This is a genomic window from Candidatus Pelagibacter sp. HIMB1587, assembly GCF_052047775.1.
In the GTDB taxonomy this organism is placed as follows: domain Bacteria; phylum Pseudomonadota; class Alphaproteobacteria; order Pelagibacterales; family Pelagibacteraceae; genus Pelagibacter.
The window spans coordinates 632507-653141 of record NZ_JBNAJJ010000001.1; the positions used below are offsets into that span (position 1 = coordinate 632507).

The following is a 20635-nucleotide window of genomic DNA, read 5'->3' on the forward strand; positions in this document are numbered from 1 at the left end:
TTTATGAGTATTTTATCTAACGGTCATCAATGGAAATTAACTGAATTTGTAGATAATAAAAAATATTCATTTGATAAAGATCAAATATTTAGCTCATTAACCTCAACAGATATAGATGATGCTTACAACTCTATTTCAAAATGGGAAGGATACTCCCCTACACCACTAATTAAATTAAACAAATTATCTAAAGAATTAAATTTAAAAAATATTTTTTATAAAGATGAAAATAAAAGATTTAATTTAAAATCCTTCAAAGCCCTAGGAGGAGCTTATGCAGTTGAAAAAGTTACTAAAGGAAATAAAGAAATAGTTGTAGCGACCGCTACAGCTGGAAACCATGGTAGATCTGTTGCTTGGGGTGCAAAAAGATTAGGTTTAAAATGTAAAATTTTTATAAGTGAATTTGTAAGTGATGCAAGAGGCAAAGCTATGGAAGCACTTGGTGCAGAAGTTATAAAAGTAAAAGGTAACTACGAAAATTCTTTGATTGAATGCATAAAACAATCTACAGAAAATAATTGGCAAATTGTTCAGGATGTTGCTTGGAAAGATTATATGCTGGTTCCTAAATATACAATGGCTGGTTATTCAGTAATGATGAAAGAAATAGCTGAACAAATTAGTGATGAAAAAATTTCTCATATTATTCTACAAGCTGGAGTCGGTGGTATGGCTGGTGCAATGGTAGCTGGGATAGCGAGATACCTAGATAATATTCCTAAGATAATTGTCGTAGAACCAGATAGTGCAGCTTGCGTAATGGAAAGTATTAAAACTGGAAAAATAGAAAAAATTGATATTAAACGAGAAAGTTTAATGGGCGGGATGTCGTGTGGAGAAGTGTCACTTGTGCCATGGGAAATCTTAAAAAACTCAGTTAAACACTGTATAAGTTTACCGGATGATGATATCGCTAAAACTATGAAATTACTTGGAAATGCAAGCTTTAGTGAAGAGAGTATAATTGCAGGTGAAAATGCTGCACCAGGTGTAATTAGTTTAATTGCAAGCTGTGAAGATGAAACAATTAAGACAAAAATTGATCTTAATGAAAATTCTAATGTATTAATTTTTGGTTGTGAGGGTGATACCGATCAAGAAATGTATCAAAAATTAGTAAATCAAAAATAATTATAATGAAAAGCACTGGAATATTTTGGATTAGAGAAGATTTTAGAATTGATAATAATCCAGCTCTTTCCTTTGCAACTAATAATCATGATAACGTGATTGCGTTATATATTTATAACAATAATGAATTTGACAACAAAAGAGAAGCTCAGAAATGGTGGTTATTTAAATCATTAGAGTCAATAAAAACAGAACTTTCAAAATTTAAAATCAATCTAGAAATTTTAAAAGGTGATGAGTTAGATATTTTTTCAAAGCTTAAAAAAAAAGATAATGTATGTATCTATTGGAATAAAATTTATGAACCAGATGTTATATCTAAAGGAAAAAAAATAAGAGATCTATTCATAAAAAACGAAATAGAATACAAATATTTTAAAGGTAATATTTTAAATGAATTTCAAGAAGTAACCAAAAATGATGGTACACCATTTAAAGTATTTACACCTTTCTGGAGAACTGCTGAACAAATTTATCTAAATCAACCTCCAAGTAAAAATTACACTGTAAAAAAGAAAACTAAAGCCATCAATTTTTTTAAAAATTCTCTAGATCTCAAAAATATTTTACCCAATAAAAAATGGTATGAAAAATTTGATAAATATTGGAAAGTTTCAGAAAATGATTCTCAAAAGATTCTAAAAGATTTATTAGAAAATAAAATTAAAGATTATGGGACTAATAGAGATATCCCTTCTGTAAATGGTACTTCTAGGTTATCCCCATATTTAAAATTTGGTCAAATTCATGTGAATACAATTTGGAAAAAGTGTAGTGAGCTAAAATCAAAAGGAATAGGATATAGAAAATATATAAACGAACTTGGTTGGAGAGAATTTTCTCATAGTCTAATTAATTACTTTCCTGAATTCTTGAAAGGCAACTTTCGAAAAGAGTTTGACAAATTCCCGTGGGCTAAAAATGAAAAGTTTTTAAAAGCATGGAAAAAAGGTATGACAGGGTATCCAATAGTTGATGCCGGTATGAGAGAGTTATACGAAACTGGATGGATGCATAATAGAATTAGAATGGTTGTTGGATCCTTTTTAGTAAAACATTTGAGAATTAATTGGGTAGAGGGAGAGAAGCATTTTAGAAACTGCTTACTTGATTTTAATAAAGCTAATAATGTAGCACAATGGCAATGGGTGGCAGGTTGTGGAGCAGATGCTGCACCATACTTTAGAATTTTTAATCCTATTCTTCAGGGTGAAAAATTTGATAAGGAAGGAATTTATGTAAAAAAATGGGTTCCTGAATTAAATAAAGTTCCTGCAAAATTTATCCACAAACCTTGGGAAATGGAAATCAAATATCAAGAGGCGATTAAAACAATTATAGGTAAAGACTATCCACAACCAATAGTTATTCATGAAAAAGCAAGAGCTGCTGCATTGGATGCATTTCAATCTCTGAAGAAAAAATAACTTATTCTCCCAAAAAATGATGAATTATAGATCTTTTTTGAGACTCTAATCTATGTTCAAACAGATAGAGACCTTGCCAAGTTCCCAGTAGTAATTCTTTATTTTTAATACTAAGAGAAATTTGATTATTCGTTAATGCGGATTTTATATGAGCTGGCATATCATCTTTACCCTCAGTTGTATGAACATAAAGCGAATTATCCATTGGTGCTAACTTATCAAAATATTTAATCAAATCAGTTTGTACATCTGGGTCGGCATTCTCCTGTACAATTAAAGACGCACTTGTATGCTGAATACTTAAATTTAAAATTCCATTCTTAAAATTATTTTCATTTATCCAATTAAGAGTTTGATCTGTAAATTCATATAACTTTTGACCATTTGTGTTTATTTGAAGATTAAAAAATTCTTGTTTCATAAATTCATCACTTTAGATGTTAATTCGTATAATCTACTGATTGTTCTTTCAAATGGTTTTTCTAATAGTTTTGATGATGTAAATTTATCCAAACTTTGATTAGCTGTTACTGCAATTGGAACACTATTATCATAAATTATATCTAATAAAGTTATAAATCTTTGCTGTTGGTTAGAATTAAAATTATTAAACTGTGGTATTTGATCTATTACTATAAAAACACAATTTTTAATAATTTCTAAATAATCTTCTGCACCTAAATTCTGATCACATAATGTTTTAAAATCAAATCTAGCCACCCCTTCATAAAAATTTTCTATTTTAAAATTTCTTCCTTTTACATTAATTATTTTCTCAGTTTTAACTTTATCTTTAGTAATAGTTCTAAAAAATTTATTTATTTTAAAATTAGTTTCTTCATCAAGTGGAAAAAAGTATCTATCTTGAGAATTATTAGATTTTCTATAGTCATCTTCAATTACAAGTTCGTATTGAAAAGATTGATCCTCCATTATTTTTATAAATGGTTTGAACTGATCTCTTTGAAGACCATCTTTGTAAAGCTCAGAGATTTTAGTATTGGAAGTTACAATTATTTTTATATCTTCTTTGAAGATTTGATCAAATAATTTTCCTAAAATCATAGCATCAACAATGTTGGTTACTTGAAACTCATCAAAGTAAATTATCAATGCTTTTGATTTTAAATCTTTAACAAATTCATTAATAATATTTTCTTGATTACTACCTTTTCTTTCGTGAACAAAATTATGAAAACTCAACATAAACTCATTAAAATGTGACCTTAGTTTCTTATGATCTAATTGATCAAAAAAGAAATCTAAAATCATTGTTTTACCTACACCAACATCACCATATAAATAAAATCCTTTTTTAGAAGATTGGCTTTGAAAAATTTTTGATATTAATGATTGGAAATTACCCTCGTAGTATTCTTGTAATTTTTTTACTAAATCTATCTGACTAGGATTAATTTCTAAATTTTGTTTTTTACAGTGAGATATAAATTTTTTTTCTAAAGATAAGGCCATTAACTTCTTTTAGTTTTAAAATCGATACCATATTCTGATCGTGGTCCTTTTCGTAAACCAAATGGTCCTGGAATGAATATTGTCATTGGTTTAGTGCCTGGTTCTAAATCAACTCTATGAAAAGCATTTGCAGATCTGAAACCAATATATCCAGGATTTCTCCAAAACCTTCCATTTTTTGTTGTTTCCCAGTACCCTCCTCTTAAAATTATTGTAATATATGGGCATAAATGGTTATGAACCCCATCACCATGATCATCATCTAACATTTCATGAATTAATATATTAAATGGAAACCATTTAGGTCTATTTCTGAATATCACATAATATCTATTCATCCACGGTTTCGCTTCTTCAAATTTTGGGTGTGATGGTCCTCTATCTAGAACTACTTTTTTTCTTCCGATCTTTTCTAAAAGTTTCAAGATCATATTTAATTGTATTGTACGATAGAACCGTTTCTAACTACATACAAATTATTATTAAATATAAATGGTTCTGAAACAATGTCTCCAGAGATTTTTTCTACGTTTAAAACTTTTCCTTCACTTAAATCAGCAATTATTATTTTTCCGTCAGTATTTGTTAAATACAAATTAGTATTACCTATCACAAAACCAACTGGTTCAATTTCTTTTCTTTTTTTAATTTTATAGTTATTAAAAAGATCTGTAATTCTAAGAATGTTGCCTTTATTTTTTTCAACAACATACAAATATCCATCATTAGAAACTGTAAAAATCAAATTGCCAGTAATTATTGGAGTAATATTTGAATTTAAATCATTTATCCAATTAACTACTCCTGTTTTAACATCTACAGAATAAAATTCATTTTTATTATTTGAAAAATAGACAGATTTTCCATCTGATACTAGTTTTGATATTTTGAAATTATAAGTTTCATTAATAATACTGCTGCTTTGAGTTGGTAACTGCCAAGTGATTAATCCAGTCTCAATATCAACTGCTGTGATATCTCCAATTGAGTTACTAAACACCACCATTTCGTCAATTAAAATTAATGAATATTTTGCATTTGATATAGTAAAAGAATCTTCTGTTTGCAAATTCCAACATTCAGATCCGTCTTCAATTTTATAGCATCTCAAAGTATTTTTATAATCAACTACAAAAATTTTGTTTTTGTCACTTTTGATATCTGAATTAAATGGATAGGTATTATTTTTTGACCAATTCAATTCACCAGTTTCAAGATTAATCAAATAATATTTGGCAATACTGTCTGTAACGAATATATTGTTTTCTTTAATTGCAAAATTTAACTTTGGTCTTAATTTTTTTTCTGACTTGGTGTAATGATTTTTTTTCCATAACACTTTTTTATTATTATCGTATCTAATAATTGTACCTTTTTTATCAAAAAAAATTAATCCATCTGATAGGAAAATTGGTTTGTAATTAAGATTATTTATTTCATCTAACTTTGAAAATTTAAAATTACCTATTTTTTGTAATTGGCCTTCATAACTTTGGGCACCATAGTTATTGGTATTATCTATTATTTTATTGGATGTTCTTAATCCAGATAAATCAAGTTTAACTTCTTGATTAAATTCAGAAGCTTTTACCTCTTCCTCTGCAAATATTTTTTTTACATTTTCTTTTTCTGATAAATCTTTTTCCTTATCTTTCCAAATTCTTGAATTTTCATTGAAAGAACAATTATTTAGAAGAAAAAATGTAATAAATAATGCTAATAGTCTAATCACTCAAATCTCTGTTTAATCTTTTCTCTGATTCTATTCTTATATCTGGATTTGGATTTTCTGAGGTCGTTATTTGTTGAAAAAATTCTTTTGCTTTTTGTTTTTGATCTTGTGCATAAAAATATTCGGCCATTAAATATAATGCGTGTGATTTCCATACACTTTCTGAATTAATTAATGGATTTAGCATATTTAGTAAATCAGCTTCATTTGCCTGATCTGCATTAAATAGTGCTTTTTTATAGATAACTAAATTTTTAATTTCTTTATCTAGTGATGTTTCATCGATTATGACATCAAATAATTTATTAACCTCGCTTTGATCAGAAAGGAGATTGTTATCAATTATAAAATAAAGAGAGAGTGGAGAATAAGTTGGATCTTTTTGATTAATTATCTTCAATAATTTATTTAAAGTTGTCTCTTTAGCACTTTCAGAATGATCAATAGTAATTGCATTAAAATTGTCAGATATCTGTCTTTTTTTATCAGTTGTGTATTTATCGTAACTGTAAACACCTATTACAACCAAAACTAAAACAATAACTGAAGAAATTAGAACCTTTTTGTTATTAACAAAAAAGTTCTTAATTTTTTCGTTTCTAGTATTTGCATTTATTATTGATAAATCTTCATCCATATCAAATCATGTTCCTTAGCACATATTGGAGAATTCCTCCATTTTTATAATACTCAAGCTCATTTTTAGTATCTATTCTAGATAAAGTCTTCACTTTTTTAATTTCTCCAGAGATATATTTGATCTCTATAACAACTTCATCAGAAGGATTTATGCCTTTTTCAATATCAACTACACTTATTAGTTCTGAGCCAACTAAATTTAAGCTTTTTCTATTTTCTCCATCTTTAAATTGCAGTGGTAAAATTCCCATTCCAATTAAATTTGATCTATGAATTCTTTCAAAACTTTCAGCAATAACAGCTTTTACTCCTAAAAGTTTAGTTCCTTTAGCAGCCCAATCTCTCGAAGAGCCAGTTCCATATTCTTTACCACCTATTACTACTAAATCAGTTCCTCTTTTTTTATACTCAACAACTGCATCATAAACGGGCATTACTTTTTCTTCAGGATATAATTTTGTAAATCCACCTTCGGTTCCTGGTGCCATTTCATTTCTAATTCTAATATTTGCGAAAGTTCCTCTCATCATAACTTCATGATTCCCTCTTCTTGAGCCATAAGAATTATAATCTTTAGGTAAAATTTGATGTTCCATAAAATATTCTCCAGTCGGACTATCTTTTTGTATGCTTCCAGCTGGTGAAATGTGATCTGTTGTTATCATATCACCCAATATTAATAACGGTCTTGCATCTTTAATTTCTTTAAATCCTTCTGGCTCATCAGACAAACCTTCAAAGAATGGAGGTTTTTTTACATAAGTTGAACCTTCATCCCATTTATAAATACTGCTTTTTTCAGTTTTAATTTGTTGCCATTGAGTAGGACCGTCGGAAACATTTGAGTATCTTTGGATAAACATATCAGCATTCAAAGATTGTTTTAAAGTATCCTCTATTTCTTGATTTGATGGCCAAATATCTTTCAAAAATATATCTTTCCCATCTTTACTTTTTCCTAGAGGGTCTTTGTATAAATCAAACTCCATATGTCCAGCTATTGCGTAAGCAACCACCAATGGTGGAGAAGCTAAATAGTTTGCTTTAATATGTGGAGAAATTCTTCCTTCAAAATTTCTATTTCCTGATAGTACAGAAACAGCGTGAATATTTTCTTTTTGAATCGATTCTACTATATTTTCAGGTAATGGTCCTGAGTTTCCAATACAAGTAGTGCATCCGTATCCAACTAAATTAAAACCTAATTGATTTAAATAAGTATTTAAACCAGCTTTTTCTAAATAGTCAGTTACTACTTGAGATCCAGGTGCTAATGATGTTTTAACCCATGGTTTAACTTCTAATCCATACTCAACAGCTTTTTTTGCAAGCAAACCTGCTCCAATTAAAACATTTGGATTTGAAGTATTGGTACATGAAGTTATAGCAGCAATTAAAATTGAACCATCTTGAATTTCATAATCAGTATTTGAAACTTTTGATATTGATTTTTTATCTTTATTAGTTGCTTCAGATAAAACTTTTTTAAATGAAGTTGGTGCATCAGTTAACAAAACTTTATCTTGAGGTCTTTTTGGCCCAGAAATAGTTGGTACAACCGTAGACATGTCTAATGAAATTACATCAGTAAATTCTAAATCATTACTTGCCCATAACCCTTGTTCTTTTGCATATTTTTCAACTACTTCAACAGTGTGCTGATCTCTTCCTGAAAATTTTAGATATTTTAAAGTTTCATCATCTATTGGAAAAAAACCACAAGTAGCACCGTATTCTGGAGCCATATTTGCAATAGTTGCTCTATCTGCAAGAGTTAGATTTTTTAATCCATCTCCATAAAATTCTACAAATTTTCCAACAACACCTTTGTCTCTTAACATTTTAACCACTGTTAAAACAAGATCTGTTGCCGTCGTACCTTCAGGCATTTTATTTTTAACTTCAAAACCAATCACTTCTGGTATCAACATAGATATAGGTTGGCCTAACATTCCTGCTTCTGCTTCAATACCTCCTACTCCCCAGCCTAAAACAGAAAGTCCATTAACCATCGTTGTATGGCTGTCTGTGCCAACAAGTGTATCTGGAAATATATATTTCTCACCTTTAAATTCTTCAGACCAAACTACTTTAGATAAGTATTCTAAATTTACTTGATGACAAATTCCTGTTCCTGGAGGGACAATTCTAAAATTATCAAAAGCTTGTTGTCCCCATTTTAAAAATGAATATCTCTCACTATTTCTATTGAATTCAATATCTACGTTTTTTTCAAATGAATCTGCTTTTGCAGATTGATCAACTTGAACAGAATGATCAATTACAAGATCAACTGCTGATAATGGATTGATTGTATTGGGATCTTTATTTTTTTCTTTAACAGCCTCTCTCATTGCAGCTAAATCTGCAACAGCAGGAATTCCTGTGTAATCTTGAAGCAAAACTCTAGCAGGTCTATATGCAATTTCAGTTTTTGATTTTTTTGTTTTCAGCCAATTTTTAATTGCTTCTATTTGAGATTTTGTAACACTCAAATCATCTTCGTATCTTAATAAATTTTCTAATAAAACTTTTAGAGATTTTGGAAGTTTATTAATTCCATCTAGCCCATTTTTTTCTGCTTCGCTTAATGAATAATAATTATACTCTTTGTTGTTGATATTAATTTTTTTAAGAGAATTATAAGAATTTTTGTTTCCTGGTGTCATATTTTATAAATAAAAAGTTATTATGCTTGTTAAAAGAAGCAGTGACATAGCATAATTAAAATAATTAATAAATTTCTGATTTGTCGCAAATTTCCTAAAGAATTTACCCAAAAATGTCCAAAGAGTTATACTTGTTACCGAGACCAGTAAAGCCATAACAAGAATTTGAGTCGTGTAACTTACAAATGTTTCTCCTGGGTTTATGTAAGTAGATACAAGAATTATAGATGCAATTACACCTTTTGGATTTAGAAATTGAAAGATAAAGGTTTCATGAAATTTAATCGGATTTTTATTTTTATTTTCTTGATTTGATGGACCTGAAAAAGAAATTTTATAAGCTAAATAAATCAAAAATAGCGTTCCTAAATATTTTAATATTTCTTGAATTAAAGGATAAAGCTTAAATATATTTATCAAACCTAAAGCTAAGCATAATAATAAAAATGGAAAACCTAGGGTAACCCCGATTATATGTGGAAGTGTTCTAACTATACCAAAGTTAAAACCAGAATAAAAAGCTACAAAGTTATTAGGACCAGGTGTAAATGCAGCAACAATTCCAAATAAAGTTATCGAAAGAATTTCAGGATGCATTGCTAAGCAATTGTTAAACCATTCTCAGCTTTTTGTGACGGGTGTACTAAAGTAACTTTCCCTTCAGCATCTATTGCTCCTAAAACTAATACTTGTGAAACTACACCAGCAATATTTTTCTCAGGAAAATTACAAACTGCAATGACTTGCTTTCCTTTTAAATTCTCCTCATTATAATAATGAGTAATTTGAGCTGATGATTGTTTGACGCCAATTTCACTCCCAAAATCTACTTCAACTACTAAAGATGGCTTTCTAGCCTTTTCATTTTTTTTAACTGAAATAACAGTGCCAACTCTAATATCTACTTTGTCAAAAGTGTCATAGGTAATTTGCTCTTTAATCATAATATAATATAGTGTTTTAAGTATATGAGTATAGATAACAATTTATATGAAAAATCAATCAAGATTTTAACTGACTTAATTGCATTTAAAACTATCTCAGGCCAAGATAATAGTAATTTGATTGATTATTGTGAAAACATTTTAAATAACATCGGAATAGATACTTTCAAAGTTTACGATGACGATAAAAAAAGAGTTAATCTATTTGGAACTTTAAAAGCAAAAAATCAAAGCACAAAAAAACCAATCATTTTATCAGGACACACTGATGTGGTTCCAGTTTCTAAAGGTTGGAGCACCGATCCATTTGTTGCAACAATTAAAAAAGATAAACTTTATGGAAGAGGCTCATGTGACATGAAAGGTTTTATTGCATGTACACTTGCTTATGCACCAATCTTTAAAGAAAGTAATTTGGATAGAGACTTACATTTCTGTTACACTTTTGATGAAGAGACTGCATGTATTGGTGCTCCTCTGTTGATAGAGGAATTGAAAAAAAGAGATATCAAAAATGGAATTTGTATAATTGGAGAACCAACTACAATGAAAATAATAGATGCTCACAAAGGTATGAATGAATACACAGTTCACTTTGGAGGACTAGCAGGACATAGTTCAAAGCCACATTTAGGAGTAAATGCTGCAGAATATGCTACTAGGTATGTTGGAAAACTTTTAGAAATAAGAGAACAGTTAAAAAAACGAGTTAAAGAAAATAGTATCTTTGATCCTCCACATTCAACCTTATCAATTGGGGGCATTAAAGGTGGTATTGCTCATAATGTTATTGCAGACAAATGTAGTGTTGAATGGGAAACAAGGCCAGTTGTTAAAGAGGATGGGGAATTTGTAACAAATGAAATTGATAAATATGCAAATGAAGTACTTTTACCAGAAATGAAAAAAGTATTTCCAGATTCTTATATAAAAAAAGAAACGATTGGTGAAGTGGTTGGGTTTAACAGATTAGATGAATCTGAAGCATGTGAATTTGTATCAAATATAACTGGTGATAATTCAAGGGAAGTGGTTTCTTTTGGAACAGAGGCTGGTTTATTTCAAGAACTAGGTATTAGTACAGTTGTTTGTGGACCTGGATCTATAGAGCAAGCTCATAAAATTGATGAGTTCATAGAATTAAATGAAATGAAAAAATGCCTTAAATTTTTAGAAGGTGTAAAAGATAAATCAGTAAATTAACTCCAACCACCCACAGCTTTTACTTCTAAAAATTCCTCTAAGCCGTGTTCACCTGCTTCTCTACCAATACCAGAGTGTTTAAAACCTCCAAAGGGTGCATCAACTGCAATACCAGCTCCATTAACATCCACCATTCCAGATCTTAATTTTCTAGCAACTCTTTGAACTTTTTCAGAGTCTTGAGTTTGAATATAGTTCGTTAATCCATAAGAAGTATCATTTGCAATTTTAATTGCCTCTTCTTCTGTTTCAAATGGGATAACAGATAGAACAGGTCCAAAAATTTCAGTTCTTGCAACATCCATATCGTTATTTACGTCTGCAAAAACAGTTGGTTTAACAAAGTAACCTTTATCTAATCCATCAGGTTTGCCTGTTCCTCCAGCAACTAATTTTGCTCCTTCATCAATACCTTTTTGGATTAAAGTTTGAATTTTATTATATTGAGTTTCTGAAATAACTGGACCTATGTGCTCTCCCTCTTTTTTAGGATCACCAACTTCAAAGTTTTCAGTATATTTTTTTAATCTCTCAATAGCTTCATCATACATTGATTTTTCAACCAACATTCTTGTTGGGGCATTACAAGATTGTCCAGAATTTCTAAAGCATCTTAAAGCGCCTCTTTCAATTGCTTCTGGATCAGCATCTTTAAAAACTATATTTGCCCCTTTACCACCTAGCTCTAAGCTTACTCTTTTAAAATCTTTAGCAGCATTTTGAGAAATCAAAGCTCCAGCTCTTGTTGAACCTGTAAAAGAAATCATATTAATATCTGGATGGCTTGTAAGGGCATCGCCTGTTGTTGCTCCATCACCATTAACCAAATTAAACACACCTTTTGGAAATTTTACTTCATCAATAATTTCAGCAAGTATCATTGAGGAAAGTGGTGCCAATTCTGATGGTTTTAAAACCATAGTGCAACCTGCAGCAATTGCTGGCATTACTTTTAAACAAACTTGGTTCATTGGCCAGTTCCATGGTGTTATTAATGCACAAACACCTTTCGGTTCATAAATTAATCTTTGATTTGGAGCGTGTTCACCTAATGGTTTTTCAAATTCGAAATTTTTTAAATATCTGATGAATGATTTAATATGACTTGCTCCTGTTCCTGCCTGTAATTTTGTAGCAAAATCTTTTGGAGCACCCATTTCAAGAGTTATAGCTTCTGCAATATCTGCCCATCTTTTTTTATAATTTTCATAGAGCTTTTCTAATAATGTGATCCTTTCTTCTTTAGAAGAAAAAGCCCAAGACTCGTATGCATCTTTTGCTGCACTAACTGCTAAATCAACATCTACTTTATTTCCTAAAGTAATTACAGCACAGTTTTCTTCTGTTGCTGGATCGATTACTTTAATTTCTTCAGCACTATTTGGTTTAACCCATGCTCCATTAATATAAAAATTTTTTTTGTCTAACATGATTTAAAATTATCCTTTCCTTATGATTTTGCAAATAAATTTGTTAATTCGTAAACTATTGTTGCAGCTGCAAGAGACGTAACTTCAGCATGATCATATGCTGGTGAAACCTCTACAACATCAGCTGAAACTAAATTTAATCCAGACAACCCCCTCAATACATTTACCATTTCTCGTGTAGTCATTCCCGCAATTTCTGGTGTACCTGTACCAGGTGCAAAAGCTGGATCCAAAACATCGATATCTATAGATAGATAAAGTGGATTATCTCCTACTCTTTTTCTAATCCTTTCTGCAATTTTATCTATTCCTTCAGTTTGAAATTCATCACAGTGAATTATTTTAAAACCAAAACTTTCATCATTTTTAATATCATCTCTACTATAAAGAGGTCCCCTTATACCAACATGCATTGAAGCATCATCTAAAAATAAACCTTCTTCTCTTGCTCTTCTAAAAGGAGTTCCATGTGTATATGGAGCGCCGAAATAAGTATCCCAAGTATCTAAATGAGCATCAAAATGAACTAAAGAAACTGGTCCTTTATTTTTTTTATTAATTGCTCTTAGCAGTGGCACTGCAATTGTATGATCACCACCTAAGCTAATTATTCCACCTACTTTATTTAATAAATCAGTTGCTCCCTCTTCTATTTGTTTAATAGCTTCATCAATACTAAATGGATTGCATGAAATATCGCCAGCATCAGCAACTTGTTGAATTTTAAAAGGCTCCACATCATAACTTGGATGATAATTTGTTCTTAGATGTCTAGATGCTTGTCTTATACTCTGAGGACCAAATCTCGCCCCTGGTCTATAACTGGTTCCAGCATCAAACGGAACACCAACAATCGCTACATCGCAGCTCTCAACATCTCTCAATTCTGGTAATCTTGCAAAAGTACTTGGGCCAGCATATCGAGGTACTTTTGTTCCACTTACCGGTTGAATAGGGTTTTTGTTTCTTTCTTTTGTCATTTTTTAATAATCTAAGATAATATTATCTAATCTAATTCGTCTATAATAAATTAATGAAAATTATTATTTTATTCATCTTAATATTTCAGTTTTCACATGTAAATGCTGATGAAATATACAATCTAATCAAAATTCCGAACTTACAAATCTATAAACTAAAAAATGAGAACAATATCCGTTATTTAAATGCAAAAGGAGATTTTAAAATAGGAGTAGATGACAACATTGCCTGCAATAAGACAAATCAAGAAAATCTTAATACAAAATTTCCAATCATTGAAAGAAATATTAAAAGATATAATTCTAAATTTCTTAAAAAAATAGATTTAAAATATGTTGTATTTTGTGAAGGTTTATTTATTTCGAACATCAATACTGGTGGAATACCAGATAACAAAAATAGAACTTTAATATTAGATATAAACTTTAACGAAAAATATTTTGAAAGAATGATTCATCATGAAATTTTTCACATGATTCAAAATAGTTATGAGAATGATTTTAATGATAAAAAATTTTCTTTATTTAATAATTCTGATTTTAAATACGCTGAATGCTCCACTTGCTCAGATAGATTAAATTTAGATTTATATAAAAATACCAATGGTTTTTTAACAGAATATTCCAAATCAATTCCATCAGAAGATATGGCTGAAATCTTTTCTTTTTTAATGGTTAATAAAAATTTAATTGAAGAGAAAATAAAAAACGACCCTATATTAAACAAAAAGGTTAATTTTATTAAATTAAATATATCTAAAATAGATGAAAATATTTTATGATTAAAACAATTAAGGCATCAAAATCAGAAAAAATTTTATTTATTTTTTTAATAGTCTTAGCCGTTTCTGCTTTTTCATCTTTTTTTTTATTAAAAAATAAATGTCTATTTATAGACAACAATGATTTAAAAAAATTAAACTTTAAGAACCCAAATAATATCGCTGTAATGAATTTAGAATGTGGAAACGTTATTATTGAGTTATATCCTGACATTTCTCCAAAAGCTGTCGAAAGATTTAAAACGCTAATTGAAAAAAAAATGTATGATGGTTCAGCATTCTATAAAGTTGTTGAAAATACTTTAGTTCAAGCTGGTGATATTGAATTTGGGAATATTAAATATTTAGATTACTCAAAAATTGGAAGTGGAAAATCAGGATTGGGATTATTGAAATCAGAACTTAGTGACGATTTTGAATTTACTGATGGTAGTGTCGGTTTTGCAAGATCAACAGAATTTGACTCTGAAGATAGTGAATTTTTTATTACCTTGAAAGATATCCCAATTTATCAAGGAGAATACACCCCACTTGGAAAAGTAAAGTTTGGTCTAGATATTCTTAAGAAAATTAAAACAGGTAATAAAGCAATCTATGTACTAAGACCTGATTATGTAAACACTTTTAGAATGTTAGAGACTAATTAACTAAAGGTTTTCCAGTTGAAAGAGTGTGTTTAATTCTTTCTTGAGTTTGCTTGGTTTCTATCAATCTCATAAAAGAATCTAACTCTAATTTATATAGATCATCTTCTGATAAAGTTTTATCTAAATTTGTATCACCACCACTTAAAACATTTGCAAGTTCAGTTCCAACATGCATTCCATGATCTAATATTATTTTATCATTATATAATTTCTCTAAAACTTTAATCATCTTTTCTTTCAAAGGTTTTCCAGATAAATTAAATTTACACTCTTCTGGAGGAACAAAATCGTTATTTTGATGAATAAGTTTTTTCGCCTCTTCAAAAAGACTGTTTCTATTCATGATTTTTTTATCCTCAGGTTTTAAGTATTTTAAAGGCTCAGCTTCTACAGGAGAAGTTGCCGTTTTTGCGTATCCAATAATATCAAATACTTTTAAAGGAGCATAATCAGGATCAGATTTTGCTTCTTCCGTTTGTGACCATCTCCATAACATTTCTTTACATCCACCTCCTGCTGGCACTAATCCAACAATTGTTTCTACAAGACCAACCACAATATTTGTGTGTGATGCAACAAAGTTACTTTGAACTAAAACTTCAAAACCACCGCCTAAAGTAAGACCTGAAGGTGCAGAAACTACTGGGTACTTAGAATATTTTAATGTTTTGCAAGTATCTTGAAAATATTTAATAAATTTTTCTATAGATTTGAAATCATTCTTGTCTGCAAAATTCATCGTATAACTCAAATTCACACCTGCAGAAAATTGCATACTTTCATTCATAACAATAAGCGGTTTGTCAGTTGCATTTTTTAATGCATCCATTGAGTCGTAATCTAATGCACAAGCTTTTGTAGTAAATTCGACAATATTAAAATCTTTAAAACGATGAATTTCAGCGGAATTATTTTTATCTACTTTTATTGCTGTTGGTCTAATTTTTCCTAGTGTTTCAATATCAGTATATAATTGTCTTTCTCCATAAAAGTTTTCATCTTTTGACTTAGATAAATTTTCTAAAAATTTATTATTTTCAAAATTATCTATCCTTGAAAAAAAGTTTTTAACTCCAATTGATTTTAACATTTCAAAAGGACCCGTTGCCCAATTGAAACCAAGTCTCATTGCTTCATCTATATCGTTGAATTTGTCTGTAATTCCTGGAACTAAAGAAGACGCGTATTTAATTATTTTAGAAACTACTTCCCAAGCATATTCTCCATATTTATCTTTTCGATTAATTAAATTATTTATATCTACTGTTTCAACTCCTAAATCTATTTTTTTTGAGGTTGTATATTCACCTGTTTCTAAATTGATAGCTTCTAATACTTTTTGGTTTCCACTTTTATTCATTCTGTAAAAACCACCTTTTCCTTTTCGTCCAGTGTAACCAGTATCAATCAATTTTTTTACAAGTGGAATTTCTTTTGCAACAATTTGAAATTCATCATTATCAGAAAGTTCTTTAATAAAGCTTTTTAAAACATCAGCCATCAAATCAATTCCAATTAGATCATATAAGCCAAAAACTCCTGTTTTAGGTATACCCATTGGTCTTCCAAACACTGCATCAGCTTCTTCAATTGATAATTTCATTCTAAATGCTTCTGTCATTGCTACCTGCATTGCATAAACACCTATTCTATTTCCTAAGAAACCAGGTGTATCATTACAAACGATAGCACCTTTACCTAATTCAATTTCACAAAATTTTTTAAGAGAATTGATTTTATTTAAATCATTATTCTCATTCTTAACAATTTCTAACAATCCCATGTATCTTACTGGATTAAAGAAATGAGTAATGCAAAAATCTTTTTTTTCTTCTTCAGTTAATTTTTCTGACAAAACTTTAATTGGGATAGATGATGTGTTTGATGAAACAATTGCTCCCTGTTTTCTATTCTTAAATATTTTTTCATAAATATTGTGCTTTATATCAATTCTTTCAACAACAGCCTCAACAACCCAATCAGCTTCTTTTACTACATCAAAATTATCATTAATGTTACCAACTTTAATATTTTCAATTTTAGTTTTGTCTAAAAGTAATGGTGGTCTTGATTTATGAATTCTGTCTCTAGCTTTTTCTGAAATTTCTGTTGTTAAATCTAAAAGAGTTACTGGTACATTTGCATTACACAGGTGTGCTGCAATTCCACTACCCATCGTACCAGATCCAATAACAACTACTTTTTTTATTTCCATAAATAATAAACTTTTATTGAATTAATCAAAAACTTGAAATAAGACAAATTTCCTGATTAATTAAAATGATAAGCTATATAAATTAACACAATATTAAAGAGAAAAATGTATAATTCAGTAATAGCTGGTTACTCCAGATCACCTTTTGCAATGGCAAATAAAGGAAAATTAATAGATGTAAAACCAGTTAATCTGCTAGCTGAAGTAATAAAAAATCTTGTTTCACAATCAAAAATTAATCCAAAAGAAATTGATGATGTTGTTATTGGTTGCGCTTTTCAGGTTGGTGAACAATGCTTTAATATTGGAAGATTAGTAACTTTTTTATCAGATCTAGATATGAGAGTTCCTGGTATGTCTGTAGATAGATGGTGTGGATCTTCAATGGAGGCAATTCATATTGCTGCAGGAAAAATAGCAATGGGGTCAGGCAAGATATTTATTTGTGGAGGTGTTGAAAGCATGACAAGAGTTAGAACTGGCTTTGATCCTTTACCCTACCCTTATTCTAATGAAGAAAAACAAAATCCACATTTATATTTATCAATGGGAATTACTGCTGAGAATGTTGCAAAAAAATATAATATTTCAAGAACAGAGCAACAAGAGTTCTCTTTAGAAAGTCATAGAAAAGCAAATGAAGCCCAACAAAAAAATAAATTTAAAGATGAAATTACTAAGATAGGTGATTGTGAGACTGATGAAAATATTAGACCTAATAGCACAATGGAAAAACTAGATAGTTTAAAGTTAGTATTTGATCAAAATGGAACGGTAACAGCTGCAACTTCATCTCCTCTAACTGATGGAGCTGCTGCAACACTGATATGTGAAGAAAATTTTGCTAAAGAGAATGATTTAGAAATTCTTGGTAGAATAAAATCCACTGCTGTTGAAGGATGTGATCCAAACTATATGGGCTTAGGACCAATTTCAGCAACTAAAAAAGCTTTGGATAGAGCTAAAATTTCAATAAAAGACATTGATATTGTGGAGTTAAATGAAGCTTTCGCATCTCAATCACTAGCTTGTATCAAAGATTTAGAAATAGATATTAATAAAGTAAATTTAGATGGTGGTGCAATTGCACTAGGACATCCTTTGGGAGCGACAGGTGCTAGGATAACAGGAAAAGCTGCACAACTTTTAAAAAGAGAAAATAAAAAATACGCTCTTGCCACTCAATGTATTGGTTTAGGAATGGGAATTGCAACAATAATTGAAGCAATTTAATTTTATCTATTAATTCCTCTTAATCTTTCAGATCTTCTTCTTAATAATTCTGCACTAATTAAAATTAAAGTTGAAAGAATAATTAAACATGTTGCAACAGCTAAAATTGTTGGACTAAGCTGCTCTCTTAAACCAGTCCACATTTGTACTGGAATTGTAGTATTTTCTAAACCAGCAAGAAATAAAACTACAACCACTTCATCAAATGAAGTTACAAATGCAAATAAACCTCCTGAAATTACACCTGGTAATATCAATGGAAGAGTAATTTTCATAAAAGTGTTTACAGGGTTACTACCTAAGCTAGCAGCAGCTCTTGTTACACTATGATCAAATCCTGATAATGTTGCTGTTACAGTAATTACAACAAATGGAGTTCCTAGGATTATATGAGCAAAAACTATTCCTGTATGTGTTGCTGCTAAACCAACTTTTGCCATGAAAAAGAATATTGCAACACCTGATATAATTAACGGAACAATCATTGGTGAAATTAAAGTAGCCATTATAATTCCCTTATAAGGCATGTGCCTACTGCTTAAACCTAATGCAGCCAATGTACCAAGTATTATCGATCCTATCGTTGCAAATATTGCAATTATAAAACTATTTTTTGCAGCTAGTCCCCATGGGTTTTTAGTTCCATAGACCATATCTTTATACCATCTTAGAGAAAAGGCATCAGGATCAAGATTTTTCATTCCTTCAGAAAAAACTAAAAATTCTTCAGCATTAAATGATAATGGAAATATTACGAATAAAGGCGCAACTAAAAAGAAAAACACAAATGCACAAATAGCTAAATAAACATAATGCCAAATTCTATAACGAGTTTCTGTATAACTTGGTAATGCCATCTTTATCCTAATTTAATATTATCAACTCCAACTAATTTGTTATAAATCCAATACACAACTAAAACTCCAGTTAACAACATCAATCCCATTGCAGATGCAAAGCTCCAGTCTAAAGTTGTTTTCATATGGTATGCAATCTGGTTACTTATCAATGTTCCAGAGGCGCCTCCTACTAATGCTGGAGTAATGTAATATCCAATTGCCAATATAAATACTAATAAACATCCCGCTCCTATACCTGGAATAGTTAATGGGAAATAAACTTTCCAAAATGCAACAAAAGGTGTTCCTCCTAAAGATTTTCCAGCTCTCATTAAGCTTGGAGAAATTGTTTTCATAACACTGTAAAGTGGAAGAACCATAAATGGTAATAATATTTGTGTCATCGCCACATATGTTCCAACTTTATTGTACATCATTTCAGGCCTGTTATCGTCAGCAACTAATCCTATCATCACAAAGAAGTCATTAACGACTCCTTGTTGTTGTAATAAAATCATCCAACTTGCAGTTCTGACCAATAATGAAGTCCAAAATGGGAGAAGAACACAAATCATTAATAGATTTGAGTACTTCATTGGCAATGTAGCTAATAAATGAGCAATAGGATAACCCATTGCAAAGCAAAATAGGGTTACAAAAAATGCAATTTCAAGCGTTCTTAACCATAAAATTCTATGAATTCGTCTATCTTCATCTACTTGAGCGATACTTCCATCAGCAGCATAATACATATCCATACCTTTTAGATATTTAGCTAATGTATATGGTGGTGCTGTCCTTTTTATAGCTTGCCAGTACTCAACTTTTCCCCAATTTTTATGAACCTTAATCATCTGTTCTTTGAAACTAGCGTTTTCGTCTATCTTTTTTCTTTTAATATTTCTAAACAATCTTTTGGTTGTTGAATTAAAACCATTTTTTTCTTTATTTAATCTTTGACCAAGTTTTCCGTGTTCTTGTTTTTCAACAAGAGCTTTGTAGTCATAATAAAAAGCAGAAAAAACTTCTTCAGGAGGTAGTTCTTGTCCATCCCAATTTTCCATTTCCTTAAATGTTTTAGGAAGCATGTTGGTTATCATCTTGTCATCAATACTTCTCGTAAACATTTCTCCAATTGGAAATATATAAGTGATTACTAAAAATAATAATAAAGGAGCAACTAGAAGAAAGGCTTTAATCTTATTCTTCCGTTCGGCTTTCTTCAAACTGACTTCTAATGGTATTCCGTCAGTTGTTAAAATTTGTTTTGTTTCAGAGCTCATAAAAA

Annotated in this window: 19 protein-coding genes; 6 read left to right on the forward strand and 13 right to left on the reverse strand. The window is 29.8% G+C overall.

Going from position 1 to position 20635, the window contains the following annotated elements:
- Positions 1-3: 3 nt before the first annotated feature.
- Both ACTTBE_RS03555 and ACTTBE_RS03560 read left to right on the forward strand, forming a co-directional pair.
- The gene (locus ACTTBE_RS03555; protein ID WP_440676518.1) at positions 4-1134 is read left to right on the forward strand and encodes a diaminopropionate ammonia-lyase; all 1131 of its coding nucleotides are present in this window, start codon (positions 4-6) and stop codon (positions 1132-1134) included.
- Positions 1135-1139: 5 nt separating this feature from the next.
- Positions 1140-2561: a cryptochrome/photolyase family protein gene (locus ACTTBE_RS03560; protein WP_440677157.1), complete on the forward strand. Its 1422-nt coding sequence runs from the start codon at positions 1140-1142 to the stop codon at positions 2559-2561.
- A 1-nt stretch (position 2562) separates the two neighbouring features.
- Here the strand turns inward: ACTTBE_RS03560 and ACTTBE_RS03565 are convergent, their stop codons facing one another.
- From ACTTBE_RS03565 to ACTTBE_RS03600, 8 genes are read right to left on the reverse strand one after another with little or no spacing between them, the layout of a single operon-like run.
- Positions 2563-2982, reverse strand: a complete 420-nt coding sequence (locus ACTTBE_RS03565; protein ID WP_440618148.1) for a secondary thiamine-phosphate synthase enzyme YjbQ — start codon at positions 2980-2982, stop codon at positions 2563-2565.
- Positions 2979-4034, reverse strand: coding sequence for a cell division protein ZapE (zapE, locus tag ACTTBE_RS03570; protein ID WP_440677158.1), 1056 nt, complete (start codon positions 4032-4034; stop codon positions 2979-2981). The genes ACTTBE_RS03565 and zapE overlap by 4 nt, the downstream gene beginning before the upstream one ends.
- On the reverse strand, positions 4034-4465 hold the full coding sequence (locus ACTTBE_RS03575) for a hypothetical protein (RefSeq protein ID WP_440677159.1): 432 nt from the start codon (positions 4463-4465) through the stop codon (positions 4034-4036). The genes zapE and ACTTBE_RS03575 overlap by 1 nt, the downstream gene beginning before the upstream one ends.
- A 2-nt stretch (positions 4466-4467) precedes the next feature.
- Positions 4468-5766, reverse strand: coding sequence for a PQQ-binding-like beta-propeller repeat protein (locus tag ACTTBE_RS03580; RefSeq protein ID WP_440677160.1), 1299 nt, complete (start codon positions 5764-5766; stop codon positions 4468-4470).
- On the reverse strand, positions 5759-6403 hold the full coding sequence (locus tag ACTTBE_RS03585; protein WP_440677161.1) for a tetratricopeptide repeat protein: 645 nt from the start codon (positions 6401-6403) through the stop codon (positions 5759-5761). Before ACTTBE_RS03585 ends, ACTTBE_RS03580 begins: the two co-directional genes overlap by 8 nt.
- Before the next feature lies 1 nt (position 6404).
- Positions 6405-9074 (reverse strand): aconitate hydratase AcnA, encoded by a 2670-nt coding sequence (gene acnA / locus ACTTBE_RS03590; protein WP_440677162.1) that lies wholly within the window; start codon positions 9072-9074, stop codon positions 6405-6407.
- Positions 9075-9077: 3 nt separating this feature from the next.
- Positions 9078-9671, reverse strand: a complete 594-nt coding sequence (locus ACTTBE_RS03595) for a LysE family translocator (protein WP_440614078.1) — start codon at positions 9669-9671, stop codon at positions 9078-9080.
- Between the two features lie 2 nt (positions 9672-9673).
- Entirely contained in the window at positions 9674-10015 is a 342-nt protein-coding gene (locus ACTTBE_RS03600; protein WP_440677338.1) for a tRNA-binding protein, read from the reverse strand.
- Positions 10016-10042: 27 nt separating this feature from the next.
- Here ACTTBE_RS03600 and argE point away from each other — a divergent pair, with 27 nt between their 5' ends.
- Positions 10043-11221 carry an acetylornithine deacetylase gene (gene argE, locus ACTTBE_RS03605; RefSeq protein ID WP_440676525.1) on the forward strand — a complete coding sequence of 393 codons (1179 nt, stop codon included), beginning with the start codon at positions 10043-10045 and terminating at the stop codon, positions 11219-11221.
- Here the strand turns inward: argE and ACTTBE_RS03610 are convergent.
- Together ACTTBE_RS03610 and speB are read right to left on the reverse strand one after the other, a co-directional pair.
- On the reverse strand, positions 11218-12651 hold the full coding sequence (locus ACTTBE_RS03610) for an aldehyde dehydrogenase family protein (protein ID WP_440677163.1): 1434 nt from the start codon (positions 12649-12651) through the stop codon (positions 11218-11220). The two genes, argE and ACTTBE_RS03610, sit on opposite strands and share 4 nt — an antisense overlap.
- A 20-nt stretch (positions 12652-12671) precedes the next feature.
- A complete protein-coding gene (gene speB, locus ACTTBE_RS03615; protein WP_440618139.1) occupies positions 12672-13631 on the reverse strand; it encodes an agmatinase in 960 nt (319 codons plus the stop codon).
- Between the two features lie 53 nt (positions 13632-13684).
- Here speB and ACTTBE_RS03620 point away from each other — a divergent pair, with 53 nt between their 5' ends.
- Positions 13685-14413, forward strand: a complete 729-nt coding sequence (locus ACTTBE_RS03620) for a putative zinc-binding metallopeptidase (protein ID WP_440677164.1) — start codon at positions 13685-13687, stop codon at positions 14411-14413.
- Positions 14410-15060, forward strand: a complete 651-nt coding sequence (locus tag ACTTBE_RS03625) for a peptidylprolyl isomerase (protein ID WP_440677165.1) — start codon at positions 14410-14412, stop codon at positions 15058-15060. Before ACTTBE_RS03620 ends, ACTTBE_RS03625 begins: the two co-directional genes overlap by 4 nt.
- Here the strand turns inward: ACTTBE_RS03625 and ACTTBE_RS03630 are convergent.
- Positions 15053-17275 (reverse strand): 3-hydroxyacyl-CoA dehydrogenase NAD-binding domain-containing protein, encoded by a 2223-nt coding sequence (locus ACTTBE_RS03630; RefSeq protein WP_440677166.1) that lies wholly within the window; start codon positions 17273-17275, stop codon positions 15053-15055. The two genes, ACTTBE_RS03625 and ACTTBE_RS03630, sit on opposite strands and share 8 nt — an antisense overlap.
- A gap of 105 nt (positions 17276-17380) precedes the next feature.
- On the opposite strand from ACTTBE_RS03630, the gene ACTTBE_RS03635 reads away from it, so the two are divergent.
- On the forward strand, positions 17381-18508 hold the full coding sequence (locus ACTTBE_RS03635; protein WP_440677167.1) for a thiolase family protein: 1128 nt from the start codon (positions 17381-17383) through the stop codon (positions 18506-18508).
- A 2-nt stretch (positions 18509-18510) separates the two neighbouring features.
- On the opposite strand, the gene ACTTBE_RS03640 is transcribed toward ACTTBE_RS03635, so the two are convergent.
- Together ACTTBE_RS03640 and ACTTBE_RS03645 are read right to left on the reverse strand one after the other, a co-directional pair.
- Positions 18511-19365 (reverse strand): ABC transporter permease, encoded by an 855-nt coding sequence (locus tag ACTTBE_RS03640; RefSeq protein WP_440614070.1) that lies wholly within the window; start codon positions 19363-19365, stop codon positions 18511-18513.
- Positions 19366-19367: 2 nt separating this feature from the next.
- Positions 19368-20630, reverse strand: a complete 1263-nt coding sequence (locus ACTTBE_RS03645; protein ID WP_440677168.1) for an ABC transporter permease — start codon at positions 20628-20630, stop codon at positions 19368-19370.
- Positions 20631-20635 lie beyond the last annotated feature (5 nt).